A 14926-nucleotide genomic window follows, 5' to 3' on the forward strand; every position below is an offset into this window, starting at 1 on the left:
AAGGATCACGGTTGACTCGACCAGCTGCCGCAGACGCCATAGGAGAAGCTCGGCGGTACCAGTTTGTCATTCACAATTTGATTCGCGAGCGTGTTAATGTAGGTGATGTAGCGTGCATTTTTGCCTTTGCCCACAACCCCGGTGTACCAGCCGCTCAGGATAGTGCCCGCGAGCTTCGCGCTACCTGCGTCACTCTCAGCAAACGGCAGGCGTTCCTGTTGCAACAGATCGGGCTGATGGGTCAGCAGGTTACTCAAACGCAAAAGCGCAGAGGAGAAATTCTTTTGGGTCTGACTCAACGTGTCATACAGCGCAGCACCCACGGTTTCGTTAAGTTCATCCTGCTGGGTAAGCTGCTGAGAAACCTGCATAAAGATATCCAGCTCATCTGTCTGGGCATCGGGTTGGGCGGCGTTGAGGCGAGCAAGAGGGAGCAGATGTCCGGCAGCGCTGGTTACAGCAACCAGACCGACCATCTTCAGCACGCGTCGGCGTGAATAGTGATTCATCATATCTTCCAGTAAAAGCCACCTGTCGCTGGCAGCAAATCAGCCTGCGTAATACGGATTATTATGCTGGCAGCGCGCATAATATTTGGGCCAGGATTCACAGCAATTCCCTGCCGCGTTCGCACCTGAAGCCGCTGGTTAAGCGCCAATTCAACAGCATAATGGTTGATCAGTCTGCCATCTGCCGCTTTCAGTCTGCGGGATCATGAACGTCTCTTTCTCAATGATCCACTGGTAATTAACTAAATGTTAACAATCCGCTGAGGATAAACCAGATAGTTGCTTGGGTTATAAATATATTAAATCGATATTAAACAAATTTGATACGAAGCGGAACTCAGAGCGCGCTGGCCCATGTGGCATTTTCAGGCTATGGAGGGCGATCGTTGTCTTTGAAGCGGAGTGAAGTAAACTGCCATTCTGCCCTGCTGCAGCGGCATACGTTCTCAAGCAAACGGAGTTGATCATGCCCCCATTACGTTTACTGTTATCAGAATCGAGCGATCCCTGGTTTAACCTGGCGGTAGAAGAGTGTATTTTTCGCCAGATGCCGGCTAACCAGCGCGTACTGTTTTTGTGGCGTAATGCGGAAACGGTGGTCATTGGTCGGGCGCAGAACCCGTGGAAAGAGTGCAATACACGTCGTATGGCAGAGGACGGTATTAAGCTGGCGCGACGCAGCAGTGGAGGCGGCGCGGTGTTTCACGATCTGGGCAACTGCTGCTTTACCTTTATGGCGGGCAAGCCAGGTTACGATAAAAGTGTCTCAACCGCTATCATCCTGCAGGCACTGGCAACGCTGGGCGTCAATGCGCAGGCTTCAGGACGAAACGATCTGGTGATCGACACCGGTGACGGCGTGCGCAAAATATCCGGCTCTGCTTATCGCGAAACGCCCGACCGTGGCTTTCATCACGGCACAGTTCTAATTAATGCCGATCTGTCGCGCCTGGCTGATTATCTTAATCCCGACGTGAAAAAGTTACAGGCGAAAGGCATCGCCTCCGTGCGAGCACGCGTGACAAACCTGCAAACGCTGGTGCCCAATATCAGCTACGAACGCCTTTGCCATGCCATCACGGAAGCCTGTTTTGAACACTTTGCCACTCGCTGTGAACCCGATGTTATTTCTCCTGATAACCTGCCGGATCTGCCGGGCTTTGAACAACAGTTTGCCCGTCAAAGCAGTTGGGCGTGGAATTTTGGCCAGGCGCCAGACTTTTCGCATCTTCTGGATCATCGCTTTGTATGGGGCGGCGTGGAGATACATTTTGATGTTGAACGGGGCGCTATTAGCCGCTGTCAGATATTTAGCGACAGCCTGAACCCTGCGCCACTGGAGGTGCTGGCCTCCCGCTTACAGGGTGCAGCCTATCAGCCTGACGTTATGGCTCAGCATGTAGAAACGTTGAAAACGGACTATCCGCTGCAGCAGCACGAACTGGATGAGCTTGCACAATGGCTGGTGACAAGTCTCCGCTGACAGTCCAGTGAGCGAGGTAGCGTTTGCCCGGCCCAGCAGCAGAAATGTGCCGCGTCAGACGATTGCCTGCGGCTGCCCAGGTTCAACTTAGCTTCCCGTATTGACGCGTTTGCCGATATCTTTCAGTTGCGAATATTTTTCAAGCAATCGCGGTCCGTCATCCAGGCTCATGGCAAACATCCACAGATAGGTCATGACCGAATAGATGTGCCCTGCGTCACCCATCCCTTTACGGGTCATGGACAGGATGGTAGAGGCAAACAGCAGCGCCGCTGCTGTACCTATCGTTATAAAACCTAGCGCCTCGCGATCGGATAGCCCTATGCGTAATCGCGCCAGTACGCCGTAGTGTTTCGCCAGAGCGGGTGCCTGGGCAACGGTGACCAGGCTAACCTCTTTTTCAAGCCGGTTATTCAGACGGCCAAACAGCGCTTCGTTCTTGCGCGAGAAGCCCGGCAGAAAGCAGGCAAGTATCAACAAAATGATCAGACAGCCCACGCCCGTCCAGAACTCAATTACCAGAAGCATAATGGCTGCGCCGCTAATCGATGCCAGAGAGGTGATCAGCGTTGGCAGATGCAGCTCAAAAAAATCGACAAACTCACGTGACAATGTCACGCGAGCGGCGATAGTGGAAGCATTTTGCTTCTCGTGACGTTGTGCCACGATAACCGGCACGGCCAGTTCGGCATAAATACGGGCGAAGGTGCGGGTATCAACGCTGCGTCTTGCGGCGCCTATTGCCCACATTGCAAAGACCATGACCGCATAAAGCACAGCATGAAGCGCCTGCCCGGTGACAATGGCGTTAATGGCAAACCCGGCTAACAGCGGATAAAGCAGGTAGGTAACGTTTTCCGCCACCACTAACAGCAGGGTAAGAAAGAGCTTTTTACTGTGACGACGTCCCAGCATCTTGAGGGTGGCAATGGCATTTTGCGGCGCCGTCTCCGGCGTTATTGTTTTGTGAGAACACATGATTTTCTTTTGGTAAACGGTTAAAATTGAGCGGTCGCTCAATAGCCGGCGCATCGTATTTGAGCGATTGCTCAAAGTCAATCCAGGAGTCACAATGAAAGCATCAACGGCAACATCTGGAGAAACACGCAAAGAGACGATTATTGCGGGCGCCATCGCGCTGTTTATCGAGAAGGGAATTGAAAAAACCACGACACGTGACTTAACGGAATCGCTGGGTATTTCACGCAGCCATATTTATCACTACTTTCCTGACTGGCACACGCTCACCCTGACTGCGCTGGAGCACTTTATGCAGCGCGAGTTGGATGATTTCACCCTTGAGCTGGCCGCGCTGGATCCTGTGCAGCAACTACACTCTATGATTGAAGGCCACATTCCTGACACATCAGATTCAGTCTGGCGGCTTTATGCTTCCTTCTGGCAAATGGCCAGCCATAATGCCGATTACGCTGAACTGGCCGCCAAGATTATCGCCGGTTGGGATGCGTTGCTCTGCAAGATTATTCGCGCGGGCGTTGAACAAGGGTGCTTGCATACGGATGATGTGGCACGCAGCGCACGCCAGCTTAACGCCTTGCTCAACGGCTACGCCGATCTGCTGAGTATTACGTCTTCACCCGCGCGAATTGAGCAGGCGCTGGCCGACATTCACCACTTTGTGCAATTTATGCGTTAACGGAGCGGGAAGTCAGTAAAGCGCCGTTTTCTTCTTTATTGCCATTAATTAAATGTTAAATAGAAGTTATACGAATGATGTGCAGTACGCTTTAAATGTGTCATTCAAATGGCGCGCGCTTTACATTTTGTGGCTTGATTAATCTCAAATTTTATCGCTTATTCGCGCAGAAATGCTTGCTAACACACTTTATTTTTCTCGCCCAGACTGATGCTGAAATGCGATAAGCAGGTGTTTTTTGGCGCTTTATTGTTTACAGGTTTTGATATAAGTGGCTGCCCTGGCCGTTAATTTGGGTCTAAGTCGCTGGTTTATAAAGTAAATACATTAACAAATCCTCATAAAATTAATCATTGAGTCCTGTGATAAAAACCAATATATTGGCCGCGTTTTTAACACTAGCTCTAAATTTTATTCACTTATCCAACTGCAGCGTGATGCCACGCCCGGTTGTAGGAGAGATATGATGACGGATAAAGTCCGTATTGATAGTTTGAATGCGAATACATTAAACGGTAACAATGAGTCTTATCTGGCCCGCCAGGCCGAGTTTGAATCAAATGTTCGAAGTTATCCGCGTAAATTACCATTAGCGATTGCCAAAGCTAATGGTGTCTGGATCACAGACGTCGAGAACAAACAGTATCTTGACTGTCTTGCCGGTGCCGGAACGCTTGCGTTAGGTCATAATCACCCTGACGTACTGCAAAGCATCCAAAATGTCATTACCAGCGGCTTGCCGTTACATACTCTGGATCTGACCACGCCACTCAAAGATGCGTTTTCAGAATACCTGCTCTCCCTGTTACCGGGTCAGGGCAAAGAATACTGCCTGCAATTCACCGGTCCTTCCGGCGCGGATGCCGTTGAAGCCGCTATCAAGCTGGCGAAGAAACATACTGGCCGTTCAGGGGTGATCAGCTTCTCTGGGGGTTATCACGGCATGACGCACGGTGCGCTTTCTGTCACCGGTAACCTGTCACCGAAAGAAGCCGTTAACGGCATGATGCCTGAAGTGCAGTTTATGCCTTATCCGCACCTGTACCGTTGCCCGCTGGGCATTGGTGGTGACGCGGGCGTAAAAGCGCTGACCTACTACTTCGAAAACCTGATCAACGACGTTGAAAGTGGTGTGCGCAAACCTGCGGCCGTGATCCTCGAAGCAGTTCAGGGTGAAGGCGGCGTGAACCCTGCCCCGGCTGAATGGCTGCAGCGCATCCGTAAAGTTACCCAAGAACACGGTATTCTGCTGATTCTGGATGAAGTTCAGGCAGGTTTTGCCCGCACTGGTAAATTCTTTGCGTTCGAGCATGCCGGTATTGAGCCCGATATCATTGTAATGTCAAAAGCCGTCGGCGGCGGTTTGCCGCTTGCCGTGCTGGGGATCAAAAAGCAGTTTGATGCCTGGTCACCTGGCCACCACACCGGGACATTCCGTGGCAACCAACTGGCCATGGCAACCGGCCTGACCACGCTGAAGCTGCTGAAAGAAAACAACATCGCTGGCAGCGTCGCTGAAAAAGGTGAGTGGCTGAAAGGCAAACTTGCCGAACTGCAGAAACGTTATCCTGCCATCGGTAACGTTCGCGGTCTTGGCCTGATGATCGGTATTGAAATGGTCAAGCCGAACGAAGCGCAGGATCATATGGGCTGCTACCCGGCCGATGGCGATTTATCGGCTCTGGTTCAGAAGAAATGCTTTGAAAACGGTCTGATCCTTGAGCGCGGGGGACGTCACGGTTGCGTATTGCGTCTGCTGCCTTCCCTGTTGATCAATCATGACGAAATGCAGGTTTTCCTGGATAAGTTCGAAAGCGCCCTGCTTGCCGCTGGCGTCGAAGCAGTTTGAGTGGAGTAAATTCGATGTCACGGTCAAATCCGATTCTGGCGTCCTCAGCGCAAAGCACTGAGGCTTACCAGCAGGCTATCGCACAAAGCAGTGCGGCAGTGGTTAAGTGGCTTGAACAGCCTGAAATGTATCAGGGTAAAACAGTTGCTGAACTGCGCGAACGTATCCAATTGGACTTTAATCCCGATGGCCTGGGCAACCAGGCCGCCATTGAGCGCGCGATTGAGTATTTCCTGAAAGACAGTCTGTCGGTCCATCACCCACAGTGTGTGGCGCATTTGCACTGCCCGAGTCTGGTCATTAGCCAGGCTGCCGAGGTGCTGATTAACGCGACGAACCAGAGTATGGATTCCTGGGATCAGGCGCCTTCTGCCACCCTGATTGAAATGAAGCTGATTGAATGGCTGCGTTCACAGGTGGGTTATCAGGCAGGCGATGCTGGTGTGTTCACCAGCGGCGGCACCCAGAGCAATCTGATGGGGCTGATGCTGGCGCGTGATGCCTTCTTTGCCCGTCAGGGCCATTCTGTTCAGCAGGACGGACTGATCGGCGATCTCAGAAAGATCAAAGTCTTTTGTTCAGAGAATGCCCACTTCTCCGTGCAGAAGAACATGGCGCTCCTCGGCCTGGGCTACCAGTCCGTGACGTTAGTGAAATGCGATGAGTTTGCACGCATGGACATGACCGATCTGGCTGACAAACTGGCACAGTCGAAAGCCAATAATGAACAGGTGCTGGCCATTGTCGCGACAGCAGGCACCACCGACGCCGGTGCTATCGATCCGCTGCGTGATATCGTCAAACTGGCCGCAGAGCAGAAAATCTGGGTGCACGTTGACGCGGCCTGGGGCGGTGCATTGCTGCTGTCAGAGAAGTATCGTCATTATCTGGACGGGCTGGACCTGGTGGATTCCGTTACGCTGGACTTCCACAAACAGTTTTTCCAGACCATCAGCTGCGGTGCTTTTCTGTTAAAAGAAGCCCGTCACTATGAGCTGATGCGCTATCAGGCGGCATACCTGAACTCTGAGTTTGATGAAGCACAGGGCGTGCCGAATCTGGTTTCGAAATCGTTGCAGACCACCCGTCGTTTTGATGCGCTGAAACTGTGGATGGGACTGGAAGCCCTCGGTCAGAAGCAGTACGCCGCCATTATCGACCATGGCGTAACGCTGGCTCAGCAGGTGGCGCAGTTTGTTGAGCAGCACGACGCCTTGGAACTGGTTATGAAACCTCAACTGGCAAGCGTCCTGTTCCGTTATCGTCCACAACAGATGGCGGAGTGGAGCGATGCCGACGTTGCGCTGTTCAATCAGCGTATTGGCGATGCTCTGCTGGAATCAGGTCGCGCCAACGTTGGCGTGACCGAGCATAACGGCGTTACCTGTCTGAAAATGACGTTGTTAAATCCAACCGTGACGCTGGAAGATATTACCGTCCTGCTGGCACTGCTTGAGAAAACAGCTCAGTCATTACGCTAAATGCTTCATCATGCCGGTGACAGTGTCACCGGCATGGCGCTCTTATTCCCCATGCTGCTGGCGTATGAGTCCGCTGCACCTTCCCTCTGAATGCCTCCCTGCCCCTTTAATCAACAGGTTATCATCTGTTTGGACGTCACGGCGTTGCTGGACTTGCCGTTTGCAGGTCTCTTAAAGGCGAAGAAAAGCGCAGCACCTATGGGATATCGCGCAGCACTGGCGTGATCATCTCCGTGGCCAAAAACAGCGAGAACGGCTGACGCAGAAACGTTATCGTCCTTCTGTTGATAACCGGAGGATCACAATGACCTATCAAATCTCAGGCCTGAAAGCCGATGCTTTCACTCACCTTTACGGACAGAATGAGCGCTATTTAAAACAACATGGCGTAATGAGACTGAAAGTAGAAAACGCTCCTGGCTATCCCGACAGAATTTCACTGCGTGATATCCCGGCGGGTGAAACCGCGCTGCTGATTAATCATCTCTATCAACCGGCCCGAACGCCTTATTATGGTTCTCATGCGATCTACCTCTGGGAGCACTGTACCCAACAGGGCATTTACATTAATGCATTACCCCCGGTCATGACGCACCGGCTTCTTTCGTTACGGGGCTTTGATGCGCAAGATTTACTGATCCAGGCAGACGTCTGCGAAGGAAAAGCAGCAGACGAAATGATAACGCACTTTTTTAGCCACCCGACGGTGCGCTATATCCAGGTCCATAACGCCAGGCAGGGATGTTATTCCTGCCGGGTAGATCGTTGTGAGTAACGGGCCCGGCAGTGACCGGGGGAAGGCGAAAGGTGCGCTTCGTCTGTTTTGTTCCCGAAGTCGGTGAGGCGCAGAGAGTGAAATGATACAGCGCGCTCAGATAGCCCAGGAATGCGTGCAGCAGATTTTCAGAACAGACAGCGAATATGTTCAGTCAGCGCTTGCACCCTGAGGCACCATACTGCAGGATCGGTTTTTTACCGCATTTATCGGAAAGACTATGACCGTTCACGCCTCTAAAGATCCCCTGCATGGCGTTACGCTTGAAATGCAGGTCAACAGCCTTGTCGCACAGTATGGCTGGCCTGAACTGAGTAAGCGCATCAATATTAACTGTTTTAAAAACGACCCCAGCGTGAAGTCCAGCCTGAAGTTTTTACGCCGTACGCCGTGGGCGCGGGCAGAAGTGGAAGCGCTCTATCTGACTTCGCTGAGTGAATCTCAGCCGGATTCTGCGCCCCCACCCAGTGATGATCCCTGGGCTAACTGGCGCGAAGATAAAACCTGAAAACGTGTTAACGCCCTTCTAAACAAAAAAAAAGCCCGCGTCACGGATGGCGCGGGCTTAGTTTCGTTCAGATGACCGTATTACAGCGCCATATCGTGCTTCGCCGAGGCTGGGGCTTTTTCGCTGTTAGCAGCGGGCGCTTCAGTTGGCTGATTGCCCATCTGAATAACCGGCGGCTTGGTCAGCTGCAGCGTTGCTGCCGTTTCATCCCAGACCTGCTGCGTGAGCGCAGGGTTGTCGTTCAGTTTCTGGCCGTAAGCAGGAACGATTTTACGGATTTTTTCCTGCCATTCTGCTGACTTGAATTGTTCAGGGAACAGTTTCTGCATCACATTGATTGCGATAGGTGCAGCCGTGGATGCGCCAGGCGATGCACCCAGCAATGCGGCAACGGTTTTCTGCTGATCGGTCACAATTTCCGTACCCAGTTTCAGCACGCCGCCTTTATCCGCATCCTTTTTGATGATCTGCACGCGCTGACCGGCCTGAATCAGTTTCCAGTCTTCTTTCTTCGCTTCAGGATAGTACTCTTTCAGCGCGGCAAAACGGTCATCATCGCTCAACATAACCTGACCGATCAGGTATTTGACTAGGTCAAAGTTATCCATGCCTACGTGGGTCATCGGCATAAAGTTGTGCGTGGTCGTTGTGCTCAGTAAATCAAACAACGAACCATTTTTCAGGAACTTGGTTGAGAACGTTGCGAAAGGTCCAAACAGCACGACACGCTTACCATCAAGGTAACGGGTATCCAGATGCGGAACCGACATCGGTGGCGCACCCACGGAAGCCTGACCATACACTTTTGCCAGATGGCGATCGGCAATGGCGCTATTCTCTGTCACCAGGAAGGATCCCCCTACCGGGAAACCTGCGTAATTGTCGGCTTCCGGAATACCGGTTTTTTGCAGCAGTTTAAGCGCACCGCCACCTGCACCGATAAAGACGTATTTCGCGTCTACGGTACGTTCGCCGCCATTTTTGGCGTCTTTAATGGTAACGTGCCAGGAATTATCACTGTTACGTTTAAAATCGGTCACTTCCGAAGAGGTTTCCAGGCGGAAATTATCGTTCTTCTTCAGGCTGCCAATTAACTGACGGGTGATTTCACCATAGTTAACGTCGGTTCCTACTGGCGTCCAGGTAGCAGCCACTTTTTGTTGTGGATCGCGACCTTCCATAACCAGCGGCGCCCACTGCGCGATCTGCTTGTGATCGGTTGAGAACTTCATGCCCTGGAACAGCACAGTTTTCTGCAGTGCGGCATAGCGTTTCGTCAGATAATCAACGTTATCGCCCCAGACAAAGCTCATGTGCGGCGTTGAGTTAATGAACGAACGCGGATTATTTAACACGCCGTCTTTAACCTGAGAGCTCCAGAACTGACGAGAAATCATGAAGGCTTCGTTGATTTCCAGCGCTTTGGTCACGTCAATAGAACCGTCTGCACGCTCTGGCGTGTAGTTCAGTTCCATGTTGGCTGAGTGGCCGGTACCGGCGTTGTTCCAGCCGTTGGACGATTCCAGCGCTACGCCATCAAGTTTCTCAACCATGATCTGTTTCCAGCCCGGTTGCAGCTCTTCCAGCAGGGTGCCCAGAGAGGCGCTCATGATACCGCCGCCAATCAGCAGAACATCTGTTTTTTCTGGTGAATTTTCAGCGTGGGTCACTGAAGAAACGAGTAACGCTGCAAGCGACAGTGCAGGTACAAATTTAGTTGATTTAATCATTAGGGATCTACGATTTCGTGGAGAACTAGTTAAAAAAAGTTCCGAAACTTTAAAATATTGTTATTTCGTAGTTAATATGAAAATAGTTAAAAAATTAAAAGACAGGGTTTAGCAGTTAATTTAGTTACAAAAGATTAACTTTGTTATCGATATATTTTAACCACACAATAAAGGGGCGTTTCGAAATATACAATGCCCTAACACAAATATTCTCTGTGCGATGAATAAACGGAAATGGCGGCGCCTGACCGGAAAGTGGGGTTATTTACTGCGGCAAACGTGCATTAACATGCACGGAACAGGATGAGGCGGTTGGCGAAAAAGTATGGGCAGTACACGCAACCTGACGTCCCTGAACGATACGCCTTCAGGGACACGGATTAGTGGCGAATCAGCGCCAGTTCGTCTTCACTCAGGCCGGTCATCTTCATAACCGTCTCACGGTCAAGACCGCTTTGAAGCATAGTACGGGCGATTTTCAGCGTCGCTTCGCGCTCTCCCTCTGAGCGGCCTTCTTCGCGACCCAGTTGGATGCCTTTTTCCATGCCTTTTTGTTCGAGTTGCTGCGCAATGGTCATCAGTGCGTCTCCGTGTTGCGGCACGCGATGTGCCAGTTCTCTTACCAATGCTTCGGCGTCGGCGGTTTCTCCCGCCTGCACGATATAGTGTATCAGCGATACGACCTGTGATGAAGAAAGATAGCCCGCCAGTAAGACCGGGACAAGCTTATCAACCAACTCCGCTAAATCGCGCTGGTGGATATGTTTCTGAAGCAGGGTTAACGCGGCCATACTGCGGTGCTCTGCAATCTCCTCGTCAGGAATAATCGTGACATCCACCAGCGGAAAAGCCGTGCTATAGAGCCGGTTGGCCAGCGCAGGATCGGTAAATTCATCCAGCCAGCGCGTGGAATAAGGATAAGGACGACGTTTCCCGGTATAGAACAAGACAGGGATGACCAGCGGCAATTTTTTATGGCCGGCTTCAAGGTGGCGCTGCATCGCCGCCACGGCATAACGCAGCAGCCTGAATGCCATGTGCTTATCCGGTGAGGACTGATGTTCAATCAGGACGTGAACATAGCCGTCATCGCCTTGTGCGGTTTTCAGGCTGTACAACACGTCGCTGAAATATTGGCGAAGATCATCTTCAACGAAAGATCCGGATTCGAGTTTTAACGTGCTGAGATCGCACACGGCCCGTAATTCCGCAGGCAGGTGCAATTCCATAAAATCACGCGCAATCTCTGGCTGCGTAAGAAACTGGCGGAAGGTGGCATCGTGAGGCGTGGGTGTACTGTTTTTTTTCTTCATCTGTCCTGACTCTGCAAGCGCAACCTGGCGTAATGCTTACCGGCGCGAAAACGAATATGTCGATTCACACATACATTTTGTCCAGCACTCTCTGATTTACCTGCCATGCTGTCAGTATGATTTACAGGCGTTGTCCGTCATCATGCCAGATATCAACGGTTAAAAGCACGCTAACCTGCTTAATTTACTGGATTTCAGGCGCAAACTGTACTGGTGCGACGACTTCGCGTATGTTGCAACGCGTACCTCAACACATCTGATGCTGACTATGAATGACTCCCGGCCACAACGATCGTTAAAGAAGCGCCCAATGAAGCTCAGCACCCTGTCGTCATTGATGATGGCGGCCGTGCTGATGACCGTAATATTAAGCGTCCATCTGCTTTATTACATCCAGATCGATAACTTCACCCGTTCGCATTTGAAAGATAAAGCGATGGCAGTGGCGCGCACTCTGGCCGACAGCCCGGAGATTCAGCAGGCCCTGACGCGGCCAGACGGAAGCACCATCATTCAGCCGATCGCGCAGGCAACGCGAAAACGTAACGATTTGCTGTTTGTCGTCGTCACCGACATGCGCGGTATTCGCTTGTCTCACCCGAACCCTGAAGTGGTTAATCAGCACTTTGTCGGGGACGATATTAAACCGGCGTTACGCGGCAGGGAGAATGTCGCGGTGAATCATGGCGTACTGGTTGAGGCGCTCAGGGTATTTACGCCCGTTTTCAATCAGGCGCATCAGCAAATTGGCGTGGTGGCAATTGGGATCTCGGTGAATGACGTCGCGGCGCAAATTGCGAAAAGCCGCTGGAATATTCTCTGGACCGTGCTGTTTGGCGGACTGGTTGGCATGCTCGGCATATTAATCTTAGTGAAACGCTTAAAGCACATTTTACTGGGATTAGAGCCGTATGAGATTTCCAGCTTGTTTGAAGAGCGTCAGGCTATTCTCGATTCGATTAAAGAAGGTGTGATTGCGGTTGACGATCAATCCCGCGTCAGCCTTATTAATCAGGCTGCGCAGCAGCTGTTAAAAGAAACCACCCGCGAAGCGTTTCTGAGCGGTGACCGCGTGCCGGAAAATGCACAGATGCTGACGCATTTACGCGATGCATTGCACGAAGGCAAAACCTCTTATGACGAAGAGCTCAACGTACGTGGCAAAATACTGATCAGTAACACCGTGCCGGTGCGCAGTCGTGACAGTATTATTGGGGCAGTGAGCACATTCAGGGATAAAACAGAAATCAGCCAGCTAATGCAGCGTCTCGACGGCATGGTAAACTATGTCGATGCACTGCGGGAGCGATCCCATGAATTCATGAACAAGCTGCATGTGATTCTTGGTCTGCTGCACATGAAAAACTATGCGCAGATGGAAGAGTACATCCTTAAAACGGCCAATAACTATCAAACGGAAATAGGTTCGCTGCTACAGAAGATTAAGTCGCCTGTTATTGCAGGCTTCCTGTTGAGCAAAATTAACCGCGTAACAGATGAAGGCCACCAGCTGATCCTGAGCGAAGCCAGCTATCTGCCCGACAACGGCAGTGAACAGCAAATCGCAGCACTTATCACGGTACTGGGCAATCTGATTGAAAACGCGCTGGAAGCGCTTGATCCGGAGATGGAAGGGGAAATCCATGTCATGCTGCATTATCAAAACGGCTGGCTGTCGTGCGAGGTCAGTGACGATGGCCCCGGTATTCCTGCCGATCAGCTCGCCGCCATTTTCGAACGCGGCGTCTCTACCAAAGGTGAAGATCGTGGCGTTGGACTGTTTTTACTCAAGCAACAAACGGAAAGTCTGGGCGGTAACGTCAGCGTGGAATCAGAACCGGGCGTTTATACCCAGTTTCTGGTTCAGCTTCCGTGGGAAAGAGGGAATATTAGCGAATGATCAATGTGTTAGTCGTAGACGATGATGCCATGGTGGCCGAACTGAACCGATGCTATATCGGGCAGATTGACGGTTTTACCTGCTGTGGTACCGCGTCCACCTTACAGCAAGCCAAAGAGCGCCTGTTGCAGACAGATCCGCCCGTTGATCTTATTTTGCTGGATATCTATATGCAGCAGGAAAACGGACTGGACCTGTTGCCAGAGCTGCGCAGTGCGGGGCGTCCGGTTGACGTCATTATCATCTCATCCGCTGCCGATGCGGCGACCATTAAAACGTCGCTGAACTACGGCGTTGTGGATTATCTGATAAAACCCTTTCAGTTTTCCCGCTTTGAAGAGGCGCTGACCGGATGGCGTCAGAAAAAACGGCTGATGGATAATCATCAGTTTTATCAGCAGGCCGATGTGGATCAACTGCTGCATGGTAATCAGGCCAATGCCAGCGAGACAAAACGCCTGCCAAAAGGGCTGACGCCGCAGACATTACGTACGCTGTGTTTGTGGATTGATGCGCACCCCGGTACCGAGTTTTCTACCGATGAGCTGGCCACTGAGGTGAATATTTCTCGCGTATCGTGCCGTAAATACCTGATTTGGCTAGCGCAGAGCAATATTTTGTTTACCAGTATTCACTACGGCGTCACGGGACGTCCGGTGTATCGCTATCGTCTGCAGCCGGAGTACCACACGCTTTTACGCCAGTACTGTCAATGACGGAGCTGAAAGCGGTTATCCAGTAAGGTGAAGTGAAAGTGACGTTGTGACGAGCAAATGACCTGCTTGTCGCGCGTCACGAAGACAGCCTCAATATCAGGATGGCTTTTCAGATACGCAATGCCCTTCTCAACGCCCATGCCATAAATCAGCGTGGTATAAATATCACCGTCGATCGACTGGTCGGAAATAATAGTCACGCTATACAGCTCATTATCCAGCGGATAGCCGGTATGTCTGTCAAGAATATGGTGATAACAGACGCCATCCTGTTCGAAGTAACGTTCGTAGATCCCGGACGTCACAACGGATTTGTTCACAACATGAATGACCCCAATCAGGGCATCCTGGGCCGCAAAAGGGGTTTTCAGACCGATTGCCCATCCCTGCTGCGGCGCATCACGAGGTGCGCCTAACGTTTGCACGTTGCCGCCAAGGTTAATCAACGCGCTATCGACGCCCTGCTGCTGCAAAAAAGCCTGCACCCGATCGGCAATGTAGCCTTTGGCGATGGCACCCAGATCAATTTCCATCCCCGTTTTGTTCAGAAACACCGAACGCGTGTCCGCATCAAGCTGGACATTTTCAGGACAGGTTAAGGGCAACGTTGCCAGTATTGTCTCCCGCGCAGGAACGCAGTCACCCTGAAAGCCAATTTTCCAGCATTTCACCAGCGGGCCAATCGTGAGATTAAAACTGCTGTCTGGTAACAGACTGACGTTAAGTGCGCGCTGAATTAAATCAAAGACGGGTTGACTGACGCTCACGGGATGCTGACCGGCAGCATGGTTAATCGCCATCACTTCGGAGTGCGTCCGGTTAACCGTCAGCAGATTTTCGTACTGTTTGATTAATCTGAAAGCCTGTGCCGCAAGCTTTTCGTCGTGCTCGAATAGCTTAAGCAGAATGGGCGATCCCATCAGGACGGCGGAATAAGCAAAGACTTGCGACTCGGTTTGCATAAGCGACACCGCTCTGGGAGGGAATAAAACCGGCACCTGCATG

At 51.5% G+C, this 14926-nt stretch carries 13 protein-coding genes; 8 read left to right on the forward strand and 5 right to left on the reverse strand.

The genetic code is table 11. The annotated features are described in order from the left end of the window. Positions 1–5 precede the first annotated feature (5 nt). A complete protein-coding gene (locus NYE92_RS00585; protein ID WP_022622846.1) occupies positions 6–509 on the reverse strand; it encodes a sugar dehydrogenase complex small subunit in 504 nt (167 codons plus the stop codon). Positions 510–975: 466 nt separating this feature from the next. On the opposite strand from NYE92_RS00585, the gene NYE92_RS00590 reads away from it, so the two are divergent. Further along, a complete protein-coding gene (locus NYE92_RS00590; RefSeq protein WP_105077536.1) occupies positions 976–1992 on the forward strand; it encodes a lipoate--protein ligase A in 1017 nt (338 codons plus the stop codon). 87 nt (positions 1993–2079) lie between these two features. On the opposite strand, the gene NYE92_RS00595 is transcribed toward NYE92_RS00590, so the two are convergent. After that, complete coding sequence (locus tag NYE92_RS00595; RefSeq protein WP_259018354.1) at positions 2080–2970, reverse strand: ABC transporter six-transmembrane domain-containing protein; 891 nt, start codon at positions 2968–2970, stop codon at positions 2080–2082. Positions 2971–3064: 94 nt separating this feature from the next. Between NYE92_RS00595 and NYE92_RS00600 the strand changes: the two genes are divergently transcribed. The 5 genes from NYE92_RS00600 (at position 3065) to NYE92_RS00620 (ending at position 8262) form a co-directional block, all read left to right on the forward strand. Then, entirely contained in the window at positions 3065–3649 is a 585-nt protein-coding gene (locus NYE92_RS00600) for a TetR/AcrR family transcriptional regulator (RefSeq protein ID WP_259018356.1), read from the forward strand. A gap of 466 nt (positions 3650–4115) precedes the next feature. Then, positions 4116–5498: a diaminobutyrate--2-oxoglutarate transaminase gene (locus NYE92_RS00605; RefSeq protein WP_014598279.1), complete on the forward strand. Its 1383-nt coding sequence runs from the start codon at positions 4116–4118 to the stop codon at positions 5496–5498. Between the two features lie 14 nt (positions 5499–5512). Beyond that, the gene (locus NYE92_RS00610; RefSeq protein WP_259018358.1) at positions 5513–6979 is read left to right on the forward strand and encodes an aspartate aminotransferase family protein; all 1467 of its coding nucleotides are present in this window, start codon (positions 5513–5515) and stop codon (positions 6977–6979) included. Between the two features lie 304 nt (positions 6980–7283). After that, positions 7284–7754, forward strand: coding sequence for a DUF1203 domain-containing protein (locus tag NYE92_RS00615; RefSeq protein ID WP_019105907.1), 471 nt, complete (start codon positions 7284–7286; stop codon positions 7752–7754). Positions 7755–7974: 220 nt separating this feature from the next. After that, positions 7975–8262: a VF530 family DNA-binding protein gene (locus tag NYE92_RS00620; RefSeq protein ID WP_064352076.1), complete on the forward strand. Its 288-nt coding sequence runs from the start codon at positions 7975–7977 to the stop codon at positions 8260–8262. Positions 8263–8342: 80 nt separating this feature from the next. Here the strand turns inward: NYE92_RS00620 and mqo are convergent, their stop codons facing one another. Further along, positions 8343–9992 carry a malate dehydrogenase (quinone) gene (mqo, locus tag NYE92_RS00625; RefSeq protein ID WP_014598277.1) on the reverse strand — a complete coding sequence of 550 codons (1650 nt, stop codon included), beginning with the start codon at positions 9990–9992 and terminating at the stop codon, positions 8343–8345. Positions 9993–10372: 380 nt separating this feature from the next. Then, entirely contained in the window at positions 10373–11305 is a 933-nt protein-coding gene (locus NYE92_RS00630) for an Rpn family recombination-promoting nuclease/putative transposase (RefSeq protein WP_110015511.1), read from the reverse strand. 259 nt (positions 11306–11564) lie between these two features. Between NYE92_RS00630 and NYE92_RS00635 the strand changes: the two genes are divergently transcribed. Further along, complete coding sequence (locus NYE92_RS00635) at positions 11565–13205, forward strand: sensor histidine kinase (RefSeq protein WP_259018359.1); 1641 nt, start codon at positions 11565–11567, stop codon at positions 13203–13205. Beyond that, a complete protein-coding gene (gene dcuR / locus NYE92_RS00640; RefSeq protein ID WP_013027948.1) occupies positions 13202–13921 on the forward strand; it encodes a two-component system response regulator DcuR in 720 nt (239 codons plus the stop codon). Before NYE92_RS00635 ends, dcuR begins: the two co-directional genes overlap by 4 nt. Here the strand turns inward: dcuR and NYE92_RS00645 are convergent. After that, complete coding sequence (locus NYE92_RS00645) at positions 13915–14883, reverse strand: FAD:protein FMN transferase (RefSeq protein ID WP_110286873.1); 969 nt, start codon at positions 14881–14883, stop codon at positions 13915–13917. The two genes, dcuR and NYE92_RS00645, sit on opposite strands and share 7 nt — an antisense overlap. Positions 14884–14926 lie beyond the last annotated feature (43 nt).

This window comes from Pantoea sp. B566 (genome assembly GCF_024793925.1).
GTDB classification, from domain to species: domain Bacteria; phylum Pseudomonadota; class Gammaproteobacteria; order Enterobacterales; family Enterobacteriaceae; genus Pantoea; species Pantoea ananatis.

What these genes read in the sequence shown, in the direction of transcription:
- NYE92_RS00585 (WP_022622846.1), bottom strand. Translation starts at nt 509, where the DNA reads ATGAATCACTATTCACGCCGACGCGTGCTGAAGATGGTCGGTCTGGTT.
- NYE92_RS00590 (WP_105077536.1), top strand. Translation starts at nt 976, where the DNA reads ATGCCCCCATTACGTTTACTGTTATCAGAATCGAGCGATCCCTGGTTT.
- NYE92_RS00595 (WP_259018354.1), bottom strand. Translation starts at nt 2,970, where the DNA reads ATGTGTTCTCACAAAACAATAACGCCGGAGACGGCGCCGCAAAATGCC.
- NYE92_RS00600 (WP_259018356.1), top strand. Translation starts at nt 3,065, where the DNA reads ATGAAAGCATCAACGGCAACATCTGGAGAAACACGCAAAGAGACGATT.
- NYE92_RS00605 (WP_014598279.1), top strand. Translation starts at nt 4,116, where the DNA reads ATGACGGATAAAGTCCGTATTGATAGTTTGAATGCGAATACATTAAAC.
- NYE92_RS00610 (WP_259018358.1), top strand. Translation starts at nt 5,513, where the DNA reads ATGTCACGGTCAAATCCGATTCTGGCGTCCTCAGCGCAAAGCACTGAG.
- NYE92_RS00615 (WP_019105907.1), top strand. Translation starts at nt 7,284, where the DNA reads ATGACCTATCAAATCTCAGGCCTGAAAGCCGATGCTTTCACTCACCTT.
- NYE92_RS00620 (WP_064352076.1), top strand. Translation starts at nt 7,975, where the DNA reads ATGACCGTTCACGCCTCTAAAGATCCCCTGCATGGCGTTACGCTTGAA.
- mqo (WP_014598277.1), bottom strand. Translation starts at nt 9,992, where the DNA reads ATGATTAAATCAACTAAATTTGTACCTGCACTGTCGCTTGCAGCGTTA.
- NYE92_RS00630 (WP_110015511.1), bottom strand. Translation starts at nt 11,305, where the DNA reads ATGAAGAAAAAAAACAGTACACCCACGCCTCACGATGCCACCTTCCGC.
- NYE92_RS00635 (WP_259018359.1), top strand. Translation starts at nt 11,565, where the DNA reads ATGCTGACTATGAATGACTCCCGGCCACAACGATCGTTAAAGAAGCGC.
- dcuR (WP_013027948.1), top strand. Translation starts at nt 13,202, where the DNA reads ATGATCAATGTGTTAGTCGTAGACGATGATGCCATGGTGGCCGAACTG.
- NYE92_RS00645 (WP_110286873.1), bottom strand. Translation starts at nt 14,883, where the DNA reads ATGCAAACCGAGTCGCAAGTCTTTGCTTATTCCGCCGTCCTGATGGGA.